The sequence below is a fragment of the Methylosinus sp. RM1 genome (assembly GCF_011378635.1).
Classification (GTDB): Bacteria; Pseudomonadota; Alphaproteobacteria; order Rhizobiales; family Beijerinckiaceae; genus Methylosinus; species Methylosinus sporium.
On record NZ_WOVC01000007.1, the window covers coordinates 44801 to 63664 of the forward strand.

At 65.7% G+C, this 18864-nt stretch carries 18 protein-coding genes; 12 read left to right on the forward strand and 6 right to left on the reverse strand.

Going from position 1 to position 18864, the window contains the following annotated elements; translation table 11 throughout:
• Positions 1 to 23: 23 nt before the first annotated feature.
• The gene (locus tag FMZ75_RS06530) at positions 24 to 386 is read right to left on the reverse strand and encodes a response regulator (RefSeq protein ID WP_142862207.1); all 363 of its coding nucleotides are present in this window, start codon (positions 384 to 386) and stop codon (positions 24 to 26) included.
• Entirely contained in the window at positions 387 to 2468 is a 2082-nt protein-coding gene (locus FMZ75_RS06535; protein WP_166141773.1) for an HWE histidine kinase domain-containing protein, read from the reverse strand.
• 140 nt (positions 2469 to 2608) lie between these two features.
• Here FMZ75_RS06535 and ftsY point away from each other — a divergent pair, with 140 nt between their 5' ends.
• Positions 2609 to 3649, forward strand: coding sequence for a signal recognition particle-docking protein FtsY (ftsY, locus tag FMZ75_RS06540; RefSeq protein ID WP_166141774.1), 1041 nt, complete (start codon positions 2609 to 2611; stop codon positions 3647 to 3649).
• Positions 3646 to 4251 (forward strand): septation protein A, encoded by a 606-nt coding sequence (locus tag FMZ75_RS06545; protein WP_142862210.1) that lies wholly within the window; start codon positions 3646 to 3648, stop codon positions 4249 to 4251. The genes ftsY and FMZ75_RS06545 overlap by 4 nt, the downstream gene beginning before the upstream one ends.
• A 13-nt stretch (positions 4252 to 4264) precedes the next feature.
• Here FMZ75_RS06545 and FMZ75_RS06550 read toward each other — a convergent pair whose 3' ends face one another.
• Positions 4265 to 4744, reverse strand: coding sequence for a hypothetical protein (locus tag FMZ75_RS06550; protein ID WP_166141775.1), 480 nt, complete (start codon positions 4742 to 4744; stop codon positions 4265 to 4267).
• 197 nt (positions 4745 to 4941) lie between these two features.
• Between FMZ75_RS06550 and FMZ75_RS06555 the strand changes: the two genes are divergently transcribed.
• The gene (locus FMZ75_RS06555; protein WP_166141776.1) at positions 4942 to 5097 is read left to right on the forward strand and encodes a hypothetical protein; all 156 of its coding nucleotides are present in this window, start codon (positions 4942 to 4944) and stop codon (positions 5095 to 5097) included.
• Between the two features lie 79 nt (positions 5098 to 5176).
• A complete protein-coding gene (locus tag FMZ75_RS06560; protein WP_166141777.1) occupies positions 5177 to 5896 on the forward strand; it encodes a DsbA family protein in 720 nt (239 codons plus the stop codon).
• A gap of 97 nt (positions 5897 to 5993) precedes the next feature.
• Here FMZ75_RS06560 and FMZ75_RS06565 read toward each other — a convergent pair whose 3' ends face one another.
• Positions 5994 to 6878 carry a carotenoid biosynthesis protein gene (locus tag FMZ75_RS06565; RefSeq protein ID WP_166141778.1) on the reverse strand — a complete coding sequence of 295 codons (885 nt, stop codon included), beginning with the start codon at positions 6876 to 6878 and terminating at the stop codon, positions 5994 to 5996.
• Entirely contained in the window at positions 6879 to 7190 is a 312-nt protein-coding gene (locus FMZ75_RS06570; RefSeq protein WP_142862214.1) for a putative quinol monooxygenase, read from the reverse strand.
• A gap of 132 nt (positions 7191 to 7322) precedes the next feature.
• Between FMZ75_RS06570 and FMZ75_RS06575 the strand changes: the two genes are divergently transcribed.
• From FMZ75_RS06575 to FMZ75_RS06595, 5 genes are all read left to right on the forward strand, one after another.
• A complete protein-coding gene (locus FMZ75_RS06575) occupies positions 7323 to 8429 on the forward strand; it encodes an endonuclease/exonuclease/phosphatase family protein (RefSeq protein WP_142862215.1) in 1107 nt (368 codons plus the stop codon).
• 184 nt (positions 8430 to 8613) lie between these two features.
• Positions 8614 to 10044: an ATP-binding protein gene (locus tag FMZ75_RS06580; protein WP_207783321.1), complete on the forward strand. Its 1431-nt coding sequence runs from the start codon at positions 8614 to 8616 to the stop codon at positions 10042 to 10044.
• Between the two features lie 224 nt (positions 10045 to 10268).
• Positions 10269 to 11111 (forward strand): L,D-transpeptidase, encoded by an 843-nt coding sequence (locus tag FMZ75_RS06585; protein ID WP_166141779.1) that lies wholly within the window; start codon positions 10269 to 10271, stop codon positions 11109 to 11111.
• Positions 11112 to 11238: 127 nt separating this feature from the next.
• Positions 11239 to 11382: an oxidoreductase gene (locus tag FMZ75_RS06590; protein ID WP_142862217.1), complete on the forward strand. Its 144-nt coding sequence runs from the start codon at positions 11239 to 11241 to the stop codon at positions 11380 to 11382.
• 8 nt (positions 11383 to 11390) lie between these two features.
• Positions 11391 to 12341, forward strand: coding sequence for a site-specific tyrosine recombinase XerD (locus tag FMZ75_RS06595; RefSeq protein WP_142862218.1), 951 nt, complete (start codon positions 11391 to 11393; stop codon positions 12339 to 12341).
• Positions 12342 to 12365: 24 nt separating this feature from the next.
• Here the strand turns inward: FMZ75_RS06595 and FMZ75_RS06600 are convergent, their stop codons facing one another.
• A complete protein-coding gene (locus FMZ75_RS06600) occupies positions 12366 to 13247 on the reverse strand; it encodes an alpha/beta fold hydrolase (RefSeq protein WP_166141780.1) in 882 nt (293 codons plus the stop codon).
• Positions 13248 to 13590: 343 nt separating this feature from the next.
• On the opposite strand from FMZ75_RS06600, the gene sucD reads away from it, so the two are divergent.
• The 3 genes from sucD to odhB all read left to right on the forward strand — a co-directional run bounded on the left by sucD (position 13591) and on the right by odhB (position 18849).
• Positions 13591 to 14475 (forward strand): succinate--CoA ligase subunit alpha, encoded by an 885-nt coding sequence (gene sucD / locus FMZ75_RS06605; protein WP_142862220.1) that lies wholly within the window; start codon positions 13591 to 13593, stop codon positions 14473 to 14475.
• 136 nt (positions 14476 to 14611) lie between these two features.
• Complete coding sequence (locus FMZ75_RS06610) at positions 14612 to 17626, forward strand: 2-oxoglutarate dehydrogenase E1 component (RefSeq protein WP_166141781.1); 3015 nt, start codon at positions 14612 to 14614, stop codon at positions 17624 to 17626.
• A 2-nt stretch (positions 17627 to 17628) separates the two neighbouring features.
• Entirely contained in the window at positions 17629 to 18849 is a 1221-nt protein-coding gene (gene odhB / locus FMZ75_RS06615; RefSeq protein WP_142862222.1) for a 2-oxoglutarate dehydrogenase complex dihydrolipoyllysine-residue succinyltransferase, read from the forward strand.
• Positions 18850 to 18864 lie beyond the last annotated feature (15 nt).

The window sequence follows — 18864 nt, forward strand, 5'->3', positions numbered from 1 at the left end:
GCGTCGGCGTTCATCACGCTTCGCTACTGCCGCGCCAGCGCCAATATGCGCGAGGTCAGCTCGTCCTGGTCATAGGGCTTGGCGAGGAAGGGCGCGCCGCAGAGCGGCTCCGGCAATTGCCGTTGCAGATAGCCCGACAAAACGAAGAAGGGCAGCTTTTTGGCGCGCAGCGCGTCGGCGACGCTGGCGCTGCTGGAGCCGCGCAGATTGGCGTCGAGGATCACGCCGTCTATCTCCTCGTGCTCGATCAGCTTCAACGCTTCGTCGACCGAGCTCGCGGTGCCGCCGATCTCATAACCGACCTCCTCGACGACGAAGCAGAGATCGGCCGCGATCGCCGGCTCGTCTTCGACGACGAGAATGCGGATGGGTTCGTTGCCGCTCATCTAATCCTCTCCTTGCGCGGGCTCGATCACATTGTCGAGCGGCGCGCTCACCTTCCAGACGACGCCGCTCGGCGCATAATCGAGCGTCACCCGGCCGCCGAGCGCATGTTTGGCCATTTGCAGAATCACCATATGGCCGAAGCCGTGGCGCTTGGGCGCGACGACCGTCGGCCCGCCGCTCTCGCGCCATTCCATCTCGAAATGCGGCGCGCCGCCCTCGCTGCTCACGCCGAAGGCGATGCCGACCACGCCTTTGTCGTTGGAGAGCGCGCCATATTTGCCGGCGTTGGTGGCGAGCTCGTGCAGCGCCATGCCGATCGCCTGGCTCGCCGCCGGCTTCACCACCGTATCCGGCCCTTCGATGCGAATGCGCGAGCCGAACAGATCGCGGAAATGCGCGAGCTGCGAACGCGTCAGCGCGCGCAGCTCGACGCCGCGCCATTCGTTCTGCACCAGAAGATCATGGCTCGCGCCGAGCGCCGCTATGCGCTGGTCGAAATGCTGCGCGAAGGCGTGCGGAGAATCGCGCCGCGCGGTCTGCCGCGCCACGGCGCGCACGACGGTGAGGAGATTCTTGGCGCGATGCGTGACCTCGCGCAGCAGCAGCTCGACGCGCTCCTGCGCGTGCTTGCGCTCGGTGATGTCCTGAATCGTGCTGCGCAATCCGACGATGGCGTCGCGCTCGTCGCGCACCGCCTCGCCGCGAATGGTGACATGAATGGCGACGCCGTCGGCGCGATGCGCGGGCAGGTCGAGCTCGAAGCCTTCGCCGGTGCGCAAGGTCTCGCTGGTCGCGGCGTCGAGCCGCTCCCAATCAGCGGGGGCGTAGAGCAGGCCCTTCTGCTCTGCAAAGCTCGGCGGCGGCGCATCGGGGTCGAGGCCGAAGATGCGCGCGATATAAGGCGAGGCGCCGCCGCGATCGTCATGGCGTCCGCTCCAGCGCCAGCTGCCGATGCGGCCGAGCCTCTGCGCCTCGCGCAGCTCGGCCTCGGTTCGCTGCAGCGCCAGCTCGCGCACGCGGATTTCCTCGGCGCGCTCCCGCTCGGCCGCATAGGCGCGGGCGTCGGTCATCGAGGAGGCGATTTTCGCGGCGACGCGATCGAGGAAATAGGCATAGGCTGCGTCGAGCCGCTTGAACGGATTGACGGCGGCGATCAGCGCCGCCGCGGCGCGGTCCTGGCCGAGCAGCACGATGGGAAACAGCACGGCCTCGTCCGCAGCGGCGGACCAGGGGCCGTAGGGCGTTTCCTCGCCGAAGCGCCCATCGACCGCGCGAATGGCGACGCGGCCGGGCGTGAGTCGCGCGACCTCGGCGAGGCCCCAAATATCGCCGCGGACAGGATCGGGATCGCCGAGTCCGATGCGCAGCGGCGCGACGCGCCCGCCAGGACGCACGCCTGTCGCCGCCATCAGCTCCGCCTCGCCGCGGTCGTGGTCGAAGCGATAAATGGCCGAGAAGGGCAGGTCATAGCCATTCATGGCGAGCACGCTGGCGGCGAGGCGGCAGGCCTCGCCCTCGTCCTCGGCGCGGCTCAGCGCGGCGAGATCGCGCAAAGTGCGCAGCCGGCGCTCGCCGATCACCCGGTCGGTTGTCTCCACCACCGGGCAGAAGACGCCGCCCATGCCGCCGTCGTCGTCGTGGATCGGACTGTAGGAGAAGGTGAAATAGCCCTCGTCGCGGCGGCCGTTGCGCATCATGTGCAGCTGCAGATCTTCCGAGCGGGTCGGTAGTCCGTCGACGAGCGCGCCCTGCAGCATGGGGCCGATCACGTCCCAGATTTCCGGCCACACCTCGCGCGCCGGCCGGCCGAGCGCGCGCGGATGCTTGTCGGCCAGCAGGCTGTGATAGGCGTCATTATAGAGAAGGCAGAGCTCGCTTCCCCAGAAGATGGCGATGGGGAAGGCGCTGTTGAGACAGATTTCCAGCGCGATGCGCAAGCGCTTCGGCCAGGTCAGCGGCGGGCCGAGCGGCGATCTCGCCCAATTGGCGGCGGCGATGGCCGCAGCGGTTTCGCTGTCTCCGAGGAAAAGTTGCCCGGATCGCTTCTCGGCGACATCGATCCAGGCTGCGCCGGCTGTCACTTGCGAGACTCACGAGCAAGCCAGCCCCCTAGCGGTCATATCGAGCCGCGGGCGGCGCGATTCAACCCTGCGGCGGCGAAACGCGCCGCTGGCCCTTCGCGGCCGGCTGGTGTAGCAATCGGCCGCGACCGTGAGGGATCATGAGCGAAGCCGAAGAAAAAAAGGGACTCTTCGCGCGGCTGTTCGGCCGTGGAGGAACGCCCGCCGCAGAAGCCGGCGCAGATCGTCCGAAAAAGCGCTCCTGGTGGGAGCGGCTGACCGGGGGCCTTTCGCGCTCCTCGCAGGCCATTGTCCAGGGCATTTCCGATCTCTTCAGCAAGCGCAAGCTCGACGCGCTGACCCTCGAGGAGCTCGAGGATGTGCTGATCCGCGCCGATCTCGGCGTCGCCGCGGCGCAGCGCATCGCCGGCAAGGTCGGCGCCGCGCGCTATGAGAAGACCATCGGCCCGGACGAGGTGCGCGCCATTCTCGCCGAGGAAGTGGAAAGCGTGCTGGAGCCGGTCGCGCGCCCCTTCGAGATCGACGAGACGAAAAAGCCGTTCATCGTGCTCGTCGTCGGCGTCAATGGCTCCGGCAAGACGACGACCATCGCCAAGCTCGCCGCCAAATGGACCGGCGAGGGCAAGAAGGTGATGCTCGCCGCCGGCGACACTTTCCGCGCCGCCGCTGTGGAACAGCTCCGCATCTGGGGCGAAAGGCTCGACGCGCCCGTATGTTATGCGCCGGAGGGCGCCGACGCCGCAGGCCTCGCCTTCGACGCCATCAAATCCGCGCGCAAGCGCGGCTCCGACATTCTGCTGATGGATACGGCCGGCCGCCTGCAAAATCGCACGGAGCTGATGGCCGAACTCGCCAAGATCGTGCGCGTAATGAAAAAGGCCGAGCCGGATGCGCCGCACGCCGTCCTTCTGGTGCTGGACGCGACCGTCGGCCAGAACGCCATCGCCCAGGTCGACGCCTTCGAGCGGACCGCGGGCGTCACCGGCCTCGTCATGACCAAGCTCGACGGCACCGCGCGCGGCGGCATTCTCGTGGCTATCGCCGAGAAATACGGCCTGCCCATTCACTTCATCGGCGTCGGCGAAGGCTCGGACGATCTCGAGCCCTTCACCGCGCGCGATTTCGCCCGCGCCATCGCCGGGCTCGACTCCGACGCCGAAGCGGACGAACAAAACGCATGACCCAAGAGACCGCAGCGCCCGCCAAGAGGCGCCTTCACCCGGGATTGAAATTCGCGCTGGAGATGGGGCCGCTGGTCCTGTTCTTCATCGTCAATCAGAAGTTCGGCATCTTCCAGGCGACGGCGGCGCTGATGGTCGCCGTGCTGGCGACGCTCGCCGTCTCCTATTCCATCACCCGCCATCTGCCGACCATGCCCATGGTCACGGCGATCTTCGTGCTCGTCTTCGGCTCGCTCACCTTCTTCTTGCAGGACGAGAATTTCATCAAGCTGAAGGTGACGATCCTCTATGCGCTGTTCGGCTCGGCGCTGCTCGGCGCGCTGTGGTTCGACAAGCTCTTGCTGCCGGCGGTGTTCGAATCCGCGTTTCGACTGGACGACGCCGGCTGGCGCAAGCTCACCTGGCGCTGGGCGTTCTTCTTCTTCTTTCTGGCCCTGCTCAATGAATTGGTGCGGCGCAGCGTGGCGACAGACGTCTGGGTGAATTTCAAGGTCTTCGGCATATTGCCGCTGACCTTGCTGTTCGCCTTCGCGCAAATCCCGCTGATGATGCGTCACGAGCAGAAGGAAGAGGGGGGCGAGGAGCCGGACAGTCATTTTTGACGCGCCTGCGCCGCTATTTTCCAGCGCGGCGCAACAGCTCGGCGAAGCTCGTCTGCTCGCGGGAGAGGACGAAAGGCGGCTCCCGCCGGCGCGCGAGGCCGAAAGGATCGCCGTTCAGCGTCTCCTTCGTGCGCGACAGCGAGCGCCGCGCGTCCTCGCACTCCCATGATCCGCCGTATGTGTGGGTCACCGGATTGTAGCTCGACGACGGATAGAGCTGGCAGAGCGATATATCGTCTGGATCGTCGGCGTCGATATCGAGCTTCCAGCGCCCGGGAAGCACAGTCCTATTGCCGGGATACCAGAGGAAGCTGCGGCCGTCGGGCGCCACATATTCGACCTGCGTTCCATGCCCGGAGCTATAGGTCATGCGGGTCTTGCCGGCATAGGCGGAGCGGATATTCGCCGCTTCCTGCGCCGACGCGGCCGAAGGCGCCGCCGCCGTCAGAAGCTGGCCGACAAAAGCCGCGAAAATCACGGGTCTGCGCACCATTCCCTCCTCTCGCCGCTTCGCGGACAGCGTGAGGATAGCTACGTTCGAGCCCATTGCAATCTCGCCCCGACGCATGTCTCGGCGCGAGACTGGGGGAGGCGCGGATTGTGCGCATCCACACCTCTTCGGGCGGCTGCCGGCGCTAAATATCGCAGCAGTCGCCGCGGCCGTCGCGGCCGTCCTCGAAAGAAGCCGCCATGACCGAATTCGCCCAGCTCTTCGCCGCTCTCCTGGCCGCGATCATTATCGGCGCCGCTTTCTCGCTCTTCGACGCCGAGGCCGCCGTCGCCTCTGCGCCCATTGGCGCCGGGGCGGTCCATTCGGTGATCTGCGGCGGCGGCTGGTGCGGCTGAGCATCGCCGCGCAGGGCTCCGCAAAAACGCTTCTTTCTGTGCTAGCCGGGATGCGATCTCGATTCAGGAGCGCATTCTCATGGCCGAATATGAAGTGCTTTCGCCGCTCGCCCGCCTTTTCAGCCGCCGCGCCTTGCTCGGCTCGCTCGCCGCGATGACGGCGGCGAGCGCGGCGCGCCCCGCGCGGGCGCAGGAGAACAATCTCTTTCCGATCATGGCCGACGACGGCGCGCCGATCGCCAATTATCGTCTGCCCTCGGAACTCTCGCCCGCCGATCTGCCCGGCCTGCTCTGGCATGGACCGGCGACGGCGGATGTAGTGATGTTCGAATTCTTCGATTATAATTGCCCCTATTGTCGCAAGGCCGCGGGCGATCTCGACGCGCTCGTCGCCAAGGACAAGGATCTGCGGCTCGGCCTCGCCGACAACGCCGTGCTCGGCCTCGGCTCCTTTCTGGCGGCGCGGGTGAAGCAGGCGGCGCTGCGCCTCTACGGCCCGGAGAAGGCCTATCAGTTCCACAAGCAATTATTCGCGCATCGCGGCGCTATCGACGGGATCTCCGCTCTCGCGCTCGCCAAAGCGATGGGACTCGACGCCGCCAAGATCGAGGAATCGGCGAATTCGGAGCTGATCGGCGGCGTGGTGAAACGCCATGTCCAGCTCGCGGCCGATCTCGGCTTCGCCGCCTCGCCGTCCTTTGCGCTGAGCTCGATCGGCGTGCTCGGCTATCCCGGGCCCAAATCGATGGCGCGCATGGTCGCCGCCAGCCGCAAATGCGACGCGCCGGTCTGCGGCTGATCCGTCGACGTCTCGTCTCGACTTCGACTGCGATCCTCTCGCGGGTCATGCGCCGCGATCCGGCGCCTGTCGCCGCCTGAGCGAGAGAGGCGCGGTTTCAGCGCCGCAGCGCCAGCCGCATCGCCGCGAGCAGCGATGTGAAGAACATTGTGAACAGCATCGCCCCGACGGTCGCTTCCCTTATATCTTCTATGCGCCAGACATGTCCGGCGGCGTCGGCGATCTCGCCCGCTTCGCCGCCGAGCCATGGCGTCACATGGGCGAGGCCGGAGACGGCGTAGAAGAGAATGGCGACGAGGCGAAAGCTCCGCTCGCGAGGATGCGCGGGCGACGCCTCCCGCGTCGCGAGATAGAGCGCGAAGCCGTGATAGAAGAGCCACGAGGTGAGCAGCCAGCCCAGATAATTGCTCAGCGGCACGCCGAAAACGGCGCCGCCGTCATGCCATATCCAGGCTTTCGAGATCGTGGCGGAAGGCGCGTCCATGACGTAATCCCATTGCGTCATGACGAAAGCGGCGACGATGGGCAGAAGGACGATGTTTCCATCCTCTTTCAGCCGGCGATCCGCGCGGTCCAAAATCGTGCTCGCGACGATCCAGGCGAAATAGCCCATTCCGAACCAGACGCCGCCGACGATGGCCGAAACCTCGCCGACCCGGGGAAGCGCCGCGCCGACCTCGAAGTGATAGCGCCCGAACAGAAGGCCGGTCGCGACGCCGAAATTTTCGGTCGCAAAGCTCACGGCGAAGCAGATCGCGAGCAGGGCCAGAGCGTTTCTCACGCCATAGGTCAGCGCGCAATGGACGAAAGCGCTCGCAAATCCGATTGCCGCCAGCCCTTGCGCGAGCGGCGTCGGATTCCAGGCGAAAATCGCCACTAGGCCCAGATAGGCCACGATGGCCGTCCAAACGATCGCCTCGCCGAGCGACATGCTCGCAGGCTTCTCCGACGCGTCGGGGCGGGACGTCCTCTGCTCGCTCATTCACGTCTCCTCCGCTTCGCCGATCGCATAAGCGTGCAGGCGGCGGTCGCGAACGCCGATCGTCTCCCACGACTCGCGCCATTGGCGCAGATGGTCGGATGCGAAATGCGCGCTCAACGCCGCGCGGCTCTCCCATATTTCCGTCACGCGGACGAGGCCCGGCTCGATCACGTCTTCAGCATAGGAATAGGCGAGGCAGCCCGGCTCTTTACGGCTCGCATGGATCATCGCCGCCATCGCCGGCCGCGCGCGCTCCAGCGAGCCGGGCGAAATGCGAATGGTCCCGACGATCAAAATTCGCTCAGCGGGCATGTCGCCTCCGACTTGTCTCTATGAAGCGCCGACGCATTATTGAAACAAACGCCGCGCAGTGATTATACTTCATGACGCCGGCGCTGCCGGCCATTGTGTGAAACGGCTTTTCGCTACCTTCCGGGCGCTCCCATGAAGCTCGCATCTTATAATCTCGAAAACCTCTTTCTGCGCGTCCATGCGCTCAATGGCGAAAGCTGGTCCGAGGGCAAGAAGGCGCTGGAGACGCAGGCAGAGCTCTCCGCCATTCTCGGCAAGCCGGTCTACACCGCCGCCGACAAGAAGAAGATCGTCAAGCTGCTCGGCGAATTGAAGCTCGAGAAATCCGACGACGGCGGGCCTTTCGCGATCCTGCGCCAAAATCGCGGCCATCTCGTCAAGCGCGCCAAGACTGGAATCGAGGTCGTCGCCGGCGGCCGCAATGATTGGATCGGCTGGGTCGAGCTGAAGCGCGAGGAGGTGAACGAGGAGGCGACGCGCAACACGGCGCGCGTCATCAATGATATCGACGCCGATGTGCTCGGCGTCATCGAGGCGGAGAGCCGGCCGGCGCTGGTGCGCTTCAACGACAATGTGATCAAGGGGGAGGGCGGAAAGCCCTACGCCCACGCCATGCTCATCGACGGCAATGACGATCGCGGCATAGACGTCGGGCTCTATGCGCGCGCGGGCTATGAGATCGTCGCCATTCACAGCCATGTCGACGACGCCGACAACACCGGGCGCATCTTCAGCCGCGACTGCGCGCATTACGAAATCCGCACGCCCAAGGGCAATTTGCTGCATCTCTTGATCAATCACTTCAAGAGCAAAGGCTTCGGCTCGCAGACGACCTCCAACGCCAAGCGCGAGCGGCAGGCGGCGCGGGTGAAGGAGATTTACGACGCGCTGCGCGAGAGCGAGGATCATGTCGCGGTCATCGGCGATTTCAACGACACGCCGGACAGCGCGCCGCTGGCCCCGCTGCTGCGTCAGACCGATTTGAAGGACATAAGCGAGCACGCGCGCTTCGACGATGGCGGACGTCCAGGCACTTTCGGCTCGGGCGCAGCGTCCAACAAGATCGACTATATTCTTCTCTCGCCAGCGCTTTTCGCAGCGGCGAAAGGCGGCGGCATTTTCCGCGAGGGCGTGTGGGGCGGCAAGAACGGCACGCTCTTTCCGCATTACCCCGAGATCACCAAAGCCTCGGAGGCGGCCTCCGACCATGCGGCGATCTGGGCGGATGTCGATTTGTGATCGCGATCGGCTCACGAGCGATCCTGTGCGAATGTGCGGCGTGCGGCGCTGACCAAATCGGGAAAAATCGGAAATATTTATCGGGGGGATTTCCGTAGACCTTCGGCAGAGCGCTGTGCCACCGTCTCATGATCGACGAAAGGCTCGCTTCTCGTCGCCGCTGTTCGTCGGGACGGAGTCCGCCATGCTGCGTCGCCCCATTGGTCGTCTCTCGCTCCGGGCGGGATTGAGCTGGCTCGTCGGCCTCGTTCTATCGGCGACGCTTCTGGTCAATGTCGCGGTTCTCGTTCTGCACGCCGGACCGCGCATTCGGACGGAAGACGAGACCATGCTGCGCTTGACGCATGAATTGCTCGCGACGGCTCTGGTCAGCCTTCAGGAAACCGCCGATCCAGCGCCGGCGATGCGCCGTTTCTATGAAAGTCTCGGCGCGCTTCGCCATGTCGACATCAAAATACTCGCGAATGCGGATGTGGCTTCACTCGGCAAGCCGACGCCCAAGCGTCGCGACAGCGTCGGCGTGCCCGATTGGTTCGTGTCCCTGGTAGACGCGCCGACCCGCGTCTCGATCCTGCGCCTCGGCAGCTTGCCGACCGTGCTGATCCGCGGCGTCGATGACGGCCGCATCGCCATCGTCTCCAATCCGGTCGACGAATTGGCGGAAATCTGGTCCGATCTGTCCTGGCTCGCCTTCGTCAGCTTCGCGGCCGCCTTGCTCTTCTTCGCGCTCGTTCTCTGGCTCGTCCATGTCTCGCTGGCGCCGTTCGAGGACATGCGCCGGGCGCTCGCCGATCTCGAGGCCGGCCGAACCAATGTGCGCGTCGTCCTGCGCGGCGCGAGCGAATTCCGCGGCATTTCGATCGCATTGAACTCGCTCGCCGCGACGCTGGATCAGGTGAAGGCCGAAAATCGCGGCTTGATGGCCGAGCTGTTCAGCGTTCAGGAGAAAGAGCGCCGAGAGATCGCCCGCGATCTGCACGACGAGGCGGGCCCTTGTCTCTTCTCCATCCGGGCGGGCGTGGTCGCGCTCTCCGAGGCGGCGGCCGCTCCCACGCCGGATCTCGCGCGCTTGCGCCGTATCGGCGTCGAGATGGACGAGGCGAGCGAAGCGATGCAGGCGCTCGTCCGCGGCCTGCTCGGCCGGCTGACGCCGCGCGGGCTCGCGGAATTCGGCCTCGCCGCGGCGCTCGCCGAGCTCGTCGCGTCATGGCGGTCGAAGCGCCCGGATGTCTTTTGCGAGCTGGTCACGCCGCATGACCTCTCCTCGCTCGAGGAGCCTGTTCTTTCCGCCGCCTATCGCATCGTTCAGGAGGCGACGACCAATGTGTTTCGCCATTCCGGCGCGCGCCGCGCGCTGGTCGCGGTGGAATTCGCGGCGAACGAGGAGGGCGACGGCGGCTCGGTCCTGGCGATCGTCGTGGAGGACGATGGCGTCGGAATGCCGGATCGGCCGGGCGGAGGCGGCCGCGGCCTGCTCGGGATGCGCGAGCGCGCGCAAGCGCTCGGCGGGCGGATGACTGTCGAGAATCGACCGAGCGGCGGCGCGCGAATATGCGTTTGGTTGCCTGTGCCGGACGTCGAGGAGGAGAGCGATGAAAACGATCATCGCCCATAGGCTCGGCGGAAGGCCGACGCTCTTCCAGCTGGCGCGAAAGCCGGTTCGGCGTTAGCGACGGCAAGTCACTGGCGGGGGCAGTCCCCGGCGCGGGTGTTTTCCAATCGTCAACCATAAAAATCGCTTCAGATTTACGATTAAAATTCAAAGTATATTCTCGGTCTGGTCCAGCTACAGCAAGATGATCGCGCCGAACCTCCGGCGGCGCGTCGGGCGGTGCGTTCATGTCCAGAAGAGTCTCTCGTTTCCTCGCCTTTCTTCTATTTTCGTCTTCGATCGGCGTCGCCGCCGCGGCTCCGCGGGTCATCACCGGGATAGGCGAGCGCGAAGCCGGCCGGCTCTTTCCCGCCGCCCCGGCCGAGGAGCCGGCGCAAGAGCCGGCCTATGTCGCTCCGCTCCCGACCCGCGCCCGATTGGCGCCGCCTCCGCCGGCCCCCGCCTATGTCGAGCCGTGGCCGGCGCCGCAACCGCGTCTGGTGACGGCGCGCGCCGAGCCGGTGGCTCCCGGCGCCTACGGCGGCGGCTTCATCGAATTGCTCGTCACCGGCCAGACGCCGGAGCCGCAGGCGCGCCGGCGCGTCGCCGCCCTCGGCGCGGGCGATGCCAATGTCCAGCGCCAGATCGATCCGGTCTTCCTCCGCGCCGAGGTCGATTACGCCGGCGCCGAGCGCGCGGGCACGATCGTCATCGATTCTTCGAATAAGTTTCTCTATCTCGTGCAAGGGGGCGGACGGGCGCTGCGCTATGGCATAGGCGTCGGCCGTCCGGGCTTCACCTGGGCCGGCGTCAAGACCATCTCCCGCAAGGCCGAATGGCCGGATTGGACGCCACCCGGCGAAATGCTGGCCCGCCGGCCCGATCTGCCGCGCCATATGGACGGCGGCCCGGCCAATCCGCTCGGCGCGCGCGCCATGTATCTCGGCTCCTCGCTCTACCGCATCCACGGCACCAACGAGCCCTATACGATCGGCCAGAACGTCTCGTCCGGCTGCATTCGCATGATGAACGACGACGTCGTCGATCTCTACGACCGTGTCCATGTCGGAACCAAGGTTGTGGTTCGTTGACTCTGGCGAGCGATCGCCGGTGGCGGAGTGGCGACCGCGCGCTTATTTCCCGAGACGCGCGGGTGGTTGCAAAACAACCGGCTTCGGGCGATAGCTGCCTTGTATTTTCCTCGAAAGGGGCCGATTCTTGCCCAGTCTCATCCGCTTTCTGGTCATTGTCGGCGTGCTGGCCGCCCTCGCCTATGCGGGGATGCTGGCGATCGTCGCCTATGTCTCGCCGCAGCCGCGCGAGATGACGCAGACGATCTCGCCGCAGCGCCTCAACAAGTGAGACCCGCCATGGGCGACGGCAAGCGCCATCCGCTGATCGCCGCCTTTCTCGACATGCTGGCCGCCGAGCGCGGCGCCGCGCGCAACACGCTCGACGCCTATCGCCGCGACCTCGAAGATTATTTCGATTTTTTGAAGAAATCCGCCGCCGATCCGCTGCGCGTCGGGACGGAGGGCCTGCGCGCCTATCTCGCGGCGCTGGAGGCGCGCGGCATGACCGGCGCCACAGCCGCGCGGCGTTTGTCCGCTCTCAAGCAGTTTCACAAATTCCTCTATGTCGACCGCTATCGCGCCGATGATCCGGCCGCCTCGCTCGAGGGGCCGCGCCGCCATCGCAGCGCGCCGGATATTCTCTCCGTCGATGAAGTGACGCGCCTTCTCGATACGGCGCGGGAGGGGATCGACGACGAGTCGCGCCCCATGGGCGAGCGTATGCGCGCCGCGCGCCTCTACGCCGCGCTCGAGACTCTCTATGCCAGCGGTCTGCGCGTTTCGGAATTGGTCTCTCTGCCGGCGAGCGCTGCGCGGGCGCGTGAGCCTTTCGTCACCGTGCGTGGCAAAGGCTCGAAAGAGCGGCTCGTTCCGCTCTCGGACCAGGCGCGCGCGGCGCTCGTCGTTTATCGCTCGCTGCTGTCGAAACATTCGCCGGGCCTCGCGGCGTCGCCCTTCCTGTTTCCCTCCGATGCGGCGGAAGGACATCTCACGCGCCAGGCCTTCGCGCGCGACTTGAAATCGGCGGCCGCGGCGGCCGGACTTCCCGCGCGCGACATCAGCCCGCATGGGCTGCGCCACGCCTTCGCCAGCCATCTGCTGCAAAATGGCGCGGATCTGCGCGTCGTGCAGGAGCTGCTCGGCCACGCCGATATTTCGACGACGCAAATCTACACGCATGTGCTCGACGAGCGCATCCGCGCCATGGTGCGCGATCTGCATCCGCTGAACGCAGCGAGTAGCGAATAGTCGCCCACAGGCGACGCGATCTCGCTATTCGCTCACTCTCTCCACAAATTCCCCGATCGCTCGAATCGTCCCTTCATCCAGCAGCAGCGGCGCATGGCCTTGGCCGGGCACGGTGAGGCGTTCGAGCAGAGGATGGCCGTCGCCCATGGCCGCGAAGGTTTCGGTCGAGAGAAGATCGGAATTGCCGCCGCGGATGACGAGCGTCGGAATGGCCGCCATCGCCTTCCATTCGTCGTGGAACAGGATCGGACCGCTGTCGGGCCCCACTTCGTCGAGCGTATGCGCGAGCGCCGGATCATAGCGCAGTTGCAGCCGGCCGTCCTTTTCGACGAAAGTGGCGTGCGCCCATTCCTCCCATTCCGCTTGGCCGAGGCTGGTGAATTGCGGGCCGGCGACGAGCTTCAGCGCGGCGAGAGCGATCGCCATCGTGGCGGAGCCGGGCTGACGGCCGACATAGCCCTTTATGCGCAGCAGACCGCCGGCGTCGATCACCGGGCCGATGTCGTTGACGACCGCTGCCTTCAAAAGCTCCGGGCGCCGGGCGGCGAGGCGCATCGTATGAATGCCGCCGCGCGAGGTTCCGACGAAAACCGCTTTGTCCACGCCGGCCGCCGCGAGCGTGGCCAGAATATCGTCCTCCTCCACATCGAGGCTGTAGCGTTTCCAATCCGCGTCCCATTGCGAGAGGCCGCGGCCGCGATAGTCCAGCGCCAGCACACGCCTCCCGCGCCGCGCGAGCGCCTGCGCCAGAGCGTCGAAATCCACCGCCGAGCGGGTGAGGCCGGCGAGACAGACCACGGGAATAGCCGCGTCGCCGCCCGCGGGAGCGTAATCGACATAGTGGAGCCGCAGCCCATCCGTCGCGGCGAGAAATCGGCTTTCGCGCCGCACGCTCGCATCATCCATTCGCGCCCCCGGTTTCCGCTTCTCGCCCCACGCGAGCGGCCGCTTCGCGGATATGGCGCCGCGGCGCCGGAATGTCTTCCCCCGCCTGGGCGGCGCCTAGAAATTCCGCCGCCTCGACAGCCGCTGGGCGGATTGCCGCAATTTCGCGCAGGAGCCGAGCCCGCTTCCGCGTCAGTCAGCCTTGATGTGCGGCGCAATTCTCAATAATTTGCATGTTGCGGCTCTTCGAAGCGGAAAATCTCGTTTCGATCGAGCAGATCATCGCGCCGCCCGTGATTCGAGCGGGCGCGTTTCCCGAACAAGACTGGCGGCGCTTTTGCGCCCCGACGCCCCAGGGGCTCGAATGTCCGTCCTCATCGACAAGAACACCAAGGTCATCTGTCAAGGCTTTACCGGCAAGACCGGCACTTTCCACTCCGAGCAGGCGGTGCGCTACGGCACCCGCATGGTCGGCGGCGTCTCGCCCGGCAAGGGCGGCTCGACGCATCTCGATCTTCCCGTCTTCGACACGGTAGCGCAAGCGCGGGAGAAGACCGGCGCCGACGCTTCAGTCATCTATGTGCCGCCGCCGGGCGCGGCCGACGCCATTTGCGAGGCGATCGACGCCGAGATTCCGCTGATCGTCGCCATCACCGAGGGCGTTCCGGTCCATGACATGATCCGCGTCAAGCGCGCTCTGTCGGGCTCCAAATCCCGCCTCATCGGGCCCAATTGCCCGGGCGTCGTCACCGCGGGCGAGAGCAAGATCGGCATCATGCCCGGCAATATTTTCAGCAGAGGCTCCGTCGGCGTCGTCTCGCGCTCGGGCACGCTGACTTATGAGGCCGTTTTCCAGACGACCCGCGAAGGTCTCGGCCAGACCAGCGCCGTCGGCATCGGCGGCGATCCGGTCAAGGGAACCGACTTCATCGAGGTGCTGGAGTTGTTTCTGGCCGACGACGCCACCAAATCCATCGTCATGATCGGCGAGATCGGCGGTTCCGCCGAGGAAGACGCGGCCCAGTTCTTGATAGACGAAGCCAAGCGGGGCCGTAAGAAGCCGATGGTCGGTTTCATCGCGGGCCGCACCGCTCCTCCGGGGCGGCGCATGGGCCATGCGGGCGCGATCGTCTCCGGCGGCAAAGGCGACGCCGAGAGCAAGATCGCGGCGATGGAAGCGGCCGGGATCGTGGTCTCGCCGTCTCCGGCGCGACTCGGCAAGACATTGGTCGAAACGCTGAACCGCTGAGGTTCGGCGAATGCGCGCGTCGGCGAATCGCCGGCGCGTTCCCCCAAAATATGAGCGCGAGACGAAATCTTTAAAGAATTGTCAAAATGATTTCGCTCAACTTCGAGAAAGTTCTGCGCTCGGGAGACTGAACAGAATGGCGCGTCTCGAGACGAATGGCGGATCGGCGGGCGGCGACCGGCGGCCCTCGCCGCGTGCGAATGCTTCTGCGCAGAACTCGCTTCTGCAGAGCGTCGACGCGCGTTACCTCGAACATCTGCTCGCGGCCTATGAGGCCGACCCCTCCGCGGTCGGCCCGGCTTGGCGCGACTATTTCGCGAGCCTCGGCGCGGAAGCCGCGCCGGCGGCGAGCGGTCCGTCCTGGTCGCGTCCCGGCTGGCCGGCGACGCCCGCCGACGATCTCGTCGCGGCGCTCGGCGGCGTCGCGCGCGAGAGCGCCAAGACCGCGCCTGCGGCGGCCGGCAAGGGCGCGCCTGCGGAGCGCGCGCCTCTGGACGAGGAGATTCAACGCGCCGCGCGCGACAGCGTGCGCGCGCTGATGATGATCCGCGCCTATCGTATGCGCGGCCATTTGCACGCCGATCTCGATCCGCTCGGCCTCGAGCAACGCCACGACCATGGCGAACTGCATCCCGAGACCTATGGCTTCACCGATGAGGATTATGATCGCAAGATCTTCATCGACGGCGTGATGGGCATGAAATACGCCAGCGTCTTCGAGATGGTGGCGATCCTGCGCCGCACCTATTGCGGGCCCATCGGCTATGAGTTCATGCATATCTCCAATCCGGAGGAGAAGGCCTGGATTCAAGCGCGCATCGAAGGTCCGAAGAAGGAGATCGTCTTCACCGAGGAAGGCAAGAAGGCGATTTTGCGCAAGCTGGTCGAGGCGGAGGGCTTCGAGAAATTTCTGGACGTCAAATATACCGGCACCAAGCGCTTCGGGCTCGACGGCTCGGAGGCCATCGTGCCGGCGATGGAGCAGATCATCAAGCGCGGCGGCGCGCTCGGCGCGAAGGAGATCGTGCTCGGCATGGCGCATCGCGGCAGGCTGAATATCCTCTGCCAGGTGATGGCCAAGCCGCATCGCGCTCTGTTCCACGAATTCAAGGGCGGCTCTTTTCTGCCGGACGAGGTCGAAGGCTCGGGCGACGTCAAATATCATTTGGGCGCTTCGTCCGATCGCGAGTTCGACAACAACAAGGTGCATCTTTCGCTGACCGCCAATCCGTCGCATCTCGAGATCGTCGATCCGGTGGTGCTCGGCAAGGCGCGCGCCAAGCAGGATCAATATCGCTGCACGGAGACCGAGCGGCGCGTGGTGATGCCGCTGCTCATTCATGGCGACGCGGCTTTCGCGGGCCAGGGCGTCGTCGCGGAATGCTTCGGCCTTTCGGGGCTCAAGGGCCATCGCACCGGCGGCTCGGTCCATTTCATCATCAATAATCAGATCGGCTTCACCACCTATCCGCGCTACTCGCGCTCCTCGCCCTATCCTTCGGATGTGGCGAAGACGGTCGAGGCGCCGATCTTCCATGTGAATGGCGACGATCCCGAAGCGGTGGTCTACGCCGCGCGCATCGCGACGGAGTTTCGGCAGCAGTTCCAAAAGCCCGTCGTCATCGACATGTGGTGCTATCGCCGCTTCGGCCACAATGAGGGCGACGAGCCGGCCTTCACCCAGCCGCTGATGTATAAGAAAATCCGCGCGCATAAGACGACGCTGGAGCTCTATAGCGAGAAGCTGATCGCCGAAGGGCTGCTGACGCGCGAGGATGTCGACGCGATCAAGAACGAATGGCGCCAGCGGCTCGAGCAGGAGATGGAGGCGTCGCAATCCTATAAGCCCAATAAGGCGGATTGGCTCGACGGACGCTGGGCGGGCGTGAAGCCGGGCTATCAATCCTCCGAGGACGAGCGGCGCGGCAAGACCGGCGTGCCGGTGGAATCTCTGCGCCGCATCGGCATGGAGCTGACCACGGTCCCGGAGAATTTCCACATTCACCGCACCATTCAGCGCTTCCTCGACGCGCGCCGCACGGCGATCTCGAGCGGCGCCGGCATAGATTGGGCGACGGCGGAGGCGCTGGCCTTCGGCTCGCTGCTGGCGGAAGGCTACAATGTCCGCCTCTCCGGCCAGGACAGCGAGCGCGGCACCTTCTCGCAGCGCCATTCCGTGCTGATCGATCAGGAGGACGAATCCCGCTATCTGCCGCTCGACCATGTCGGCGTCGGGCAGGGGCGTTTCGAGGTCATCAATTCGATGCTCTCGGAAGAGGCGGTGCTCGGCTTCGAATATGGCTATTCGCTCGCCGAGCCGCGCTCGCTCGTTCTATGGGAGGCGCAATTCGGCGATTTCGCCAATGGCGCGCAGGTGGTCTTCGATCAGTTTCTTTCCGCGGGCGAGCGCAAATGGCTGCGCATGTCGGGCCTCGTCTGCCTGCTGCCGCATGGCTATGAGGGGCAGGGGCCGGAGCATTCTTCCGCGCGCCTCGAGCGTTATCTGCAGCTCTGCGCGGAAGATAATCTGCAAGTCGCCAATTGCACGACGCCAGCCAATTACTTCCATATTCTGCGCCGGCAATTGCATCGCGACATTCGCAAGCCCTTGGTGCTGATGTCGCCGAAATCGCTGCTGCGTCACAAGCGCTGTGTCTCGCGGCTCGAGGAAATGGGCGAGGGAACGATGTTCCATCGCTTCATCTCCGATGACGCGGAATTGCATCCCTCGGACAAGCTCCGCCTCGCGCCCGACGACAAGATCGCGCGCGTGATTCTGTGCTCCGGCAAGGTCTATTACGATCTGCTCGAGGAGCGCGAATCGCGCGGCGTCGACGATGTGTATCTCTTGCGCGTCGAGCAGCTCTATCCCTTCCCGCTGAAGGGGCTGGTGACGATGATGTCGCGCTTCAAGAACGCCGACGTCTTCTGGTGCCAGGAAGAGCCCAAGAACATGGGAGCATGGTTCTTCGTCGAGCCCTATCTCGAATGGGTGCTGACGCAGGTCGGCGGCAAGAGCAAACGCGCCCGCTATATCGGCCGGCCGGCTTCGGCCTCCACGGCGGCGGGCACAATGTCCAAGCATCAGGCGCAGCTGCGGGCTTTCCTCGACGAGGCTTTCGCGGCGCGCATTTCTCTGGCGGCGGAGTGATCATGACGGAAATTCGCGTTCCGACCCTGGGCGAGTCGGTGAGCGAGGCGACGATCGGCCGTTGGTTCAAAAAGCCCGGCGACACGGTCGCGGCCGATGAGGCGCTGGTCGAGCTCGAGACCGACAAGGTGACGCTCGAAGTCAACGCCCCCGCCGCCGGCGTGCTGACCGATGTCGTCGCCAAGGATGGCGAGACGGTCACGCCCGGCGCGCTGCTCGGGCAGATCGCCGAGGGCGCCGCCGGCGCGCCGCGTCCGGCGCCTGCGGCGTCGATCGTCGCGCCGCCGCCTGCCGCGTCGAGCGCGGCCCCCGCCGCCGAAGCGCCCTCCCGTCCGCCGGCGCCGTCCGCCGCCAAGATCGCGAAGGAACAAGGCGTCGATCTGTCCGGGATCGTCGGCTCCGGCAAGCAGGGTCAGGTGCTGAAGGGCGATGTTCTCGCTCTCGCGGCGCGACCCGCCCCCGCTGCGCCCGAGCCGGCGATCGCCCCGCCGGCGCCGCGCCCGACCGCCCCGCCGGCCGACGCCGAGCGCGAGGAGCGCGTGCGCATGTCGCGCCTGCGTCAGACCATCGCCAAGCGGTTGAAAGAGGCGCAATCCAACGCCGCGATGCTGACGACCTTCAACGAGGTCGACATGTCGTCGGTGATGGCGCTGCGCAATCGCTACAAGGAGCTGTTCGAGAAGAAGCATCAGGTGAAGCTCGGCTTCATGGGCTTCTTTGTGAAAGCCTGCTGCAAGGCGCTGGAGGAAGTGCCGGCCGTCAACGCCGAGATCGACGGTTCCGACGTCATCTACAAGCACTATTGCCACATAGGCGTGGCCGTGGGCACGGACAAAGGCCTCGTCGTGCCGGTGGTGCGCGACGCCGATCGCATGAGCGTCGCCGAGATCGAAAAGGCGATCGGCGATTTCGGGCGCAAGGCGCGCGAAGGCAAGCTCGATCTCGAAGATCTGACCGGCGGCACCTTCACCATTTCCAATGGCGGCATCTACGGCTCGCTGATGTCGACGCCTATTCTCAACGCCCCGCAATCGGGCATATTGGGGATGCACAAGATCGAGGAGCGGCCGGTCGTCGTCGCCGGCAAGATCGAGATACGTCCCATGATGTATCTCGCGCTTTCCTATGATCACCGCATCGTCGACGGCAAAGAGGCGGTCACTTTCCTGGTGCGGGTCAAGGAGCAGCTCGAGGACCCGGCGCGGCTCGTGCTCGATTTGTGACGGCTCCACGAAAAT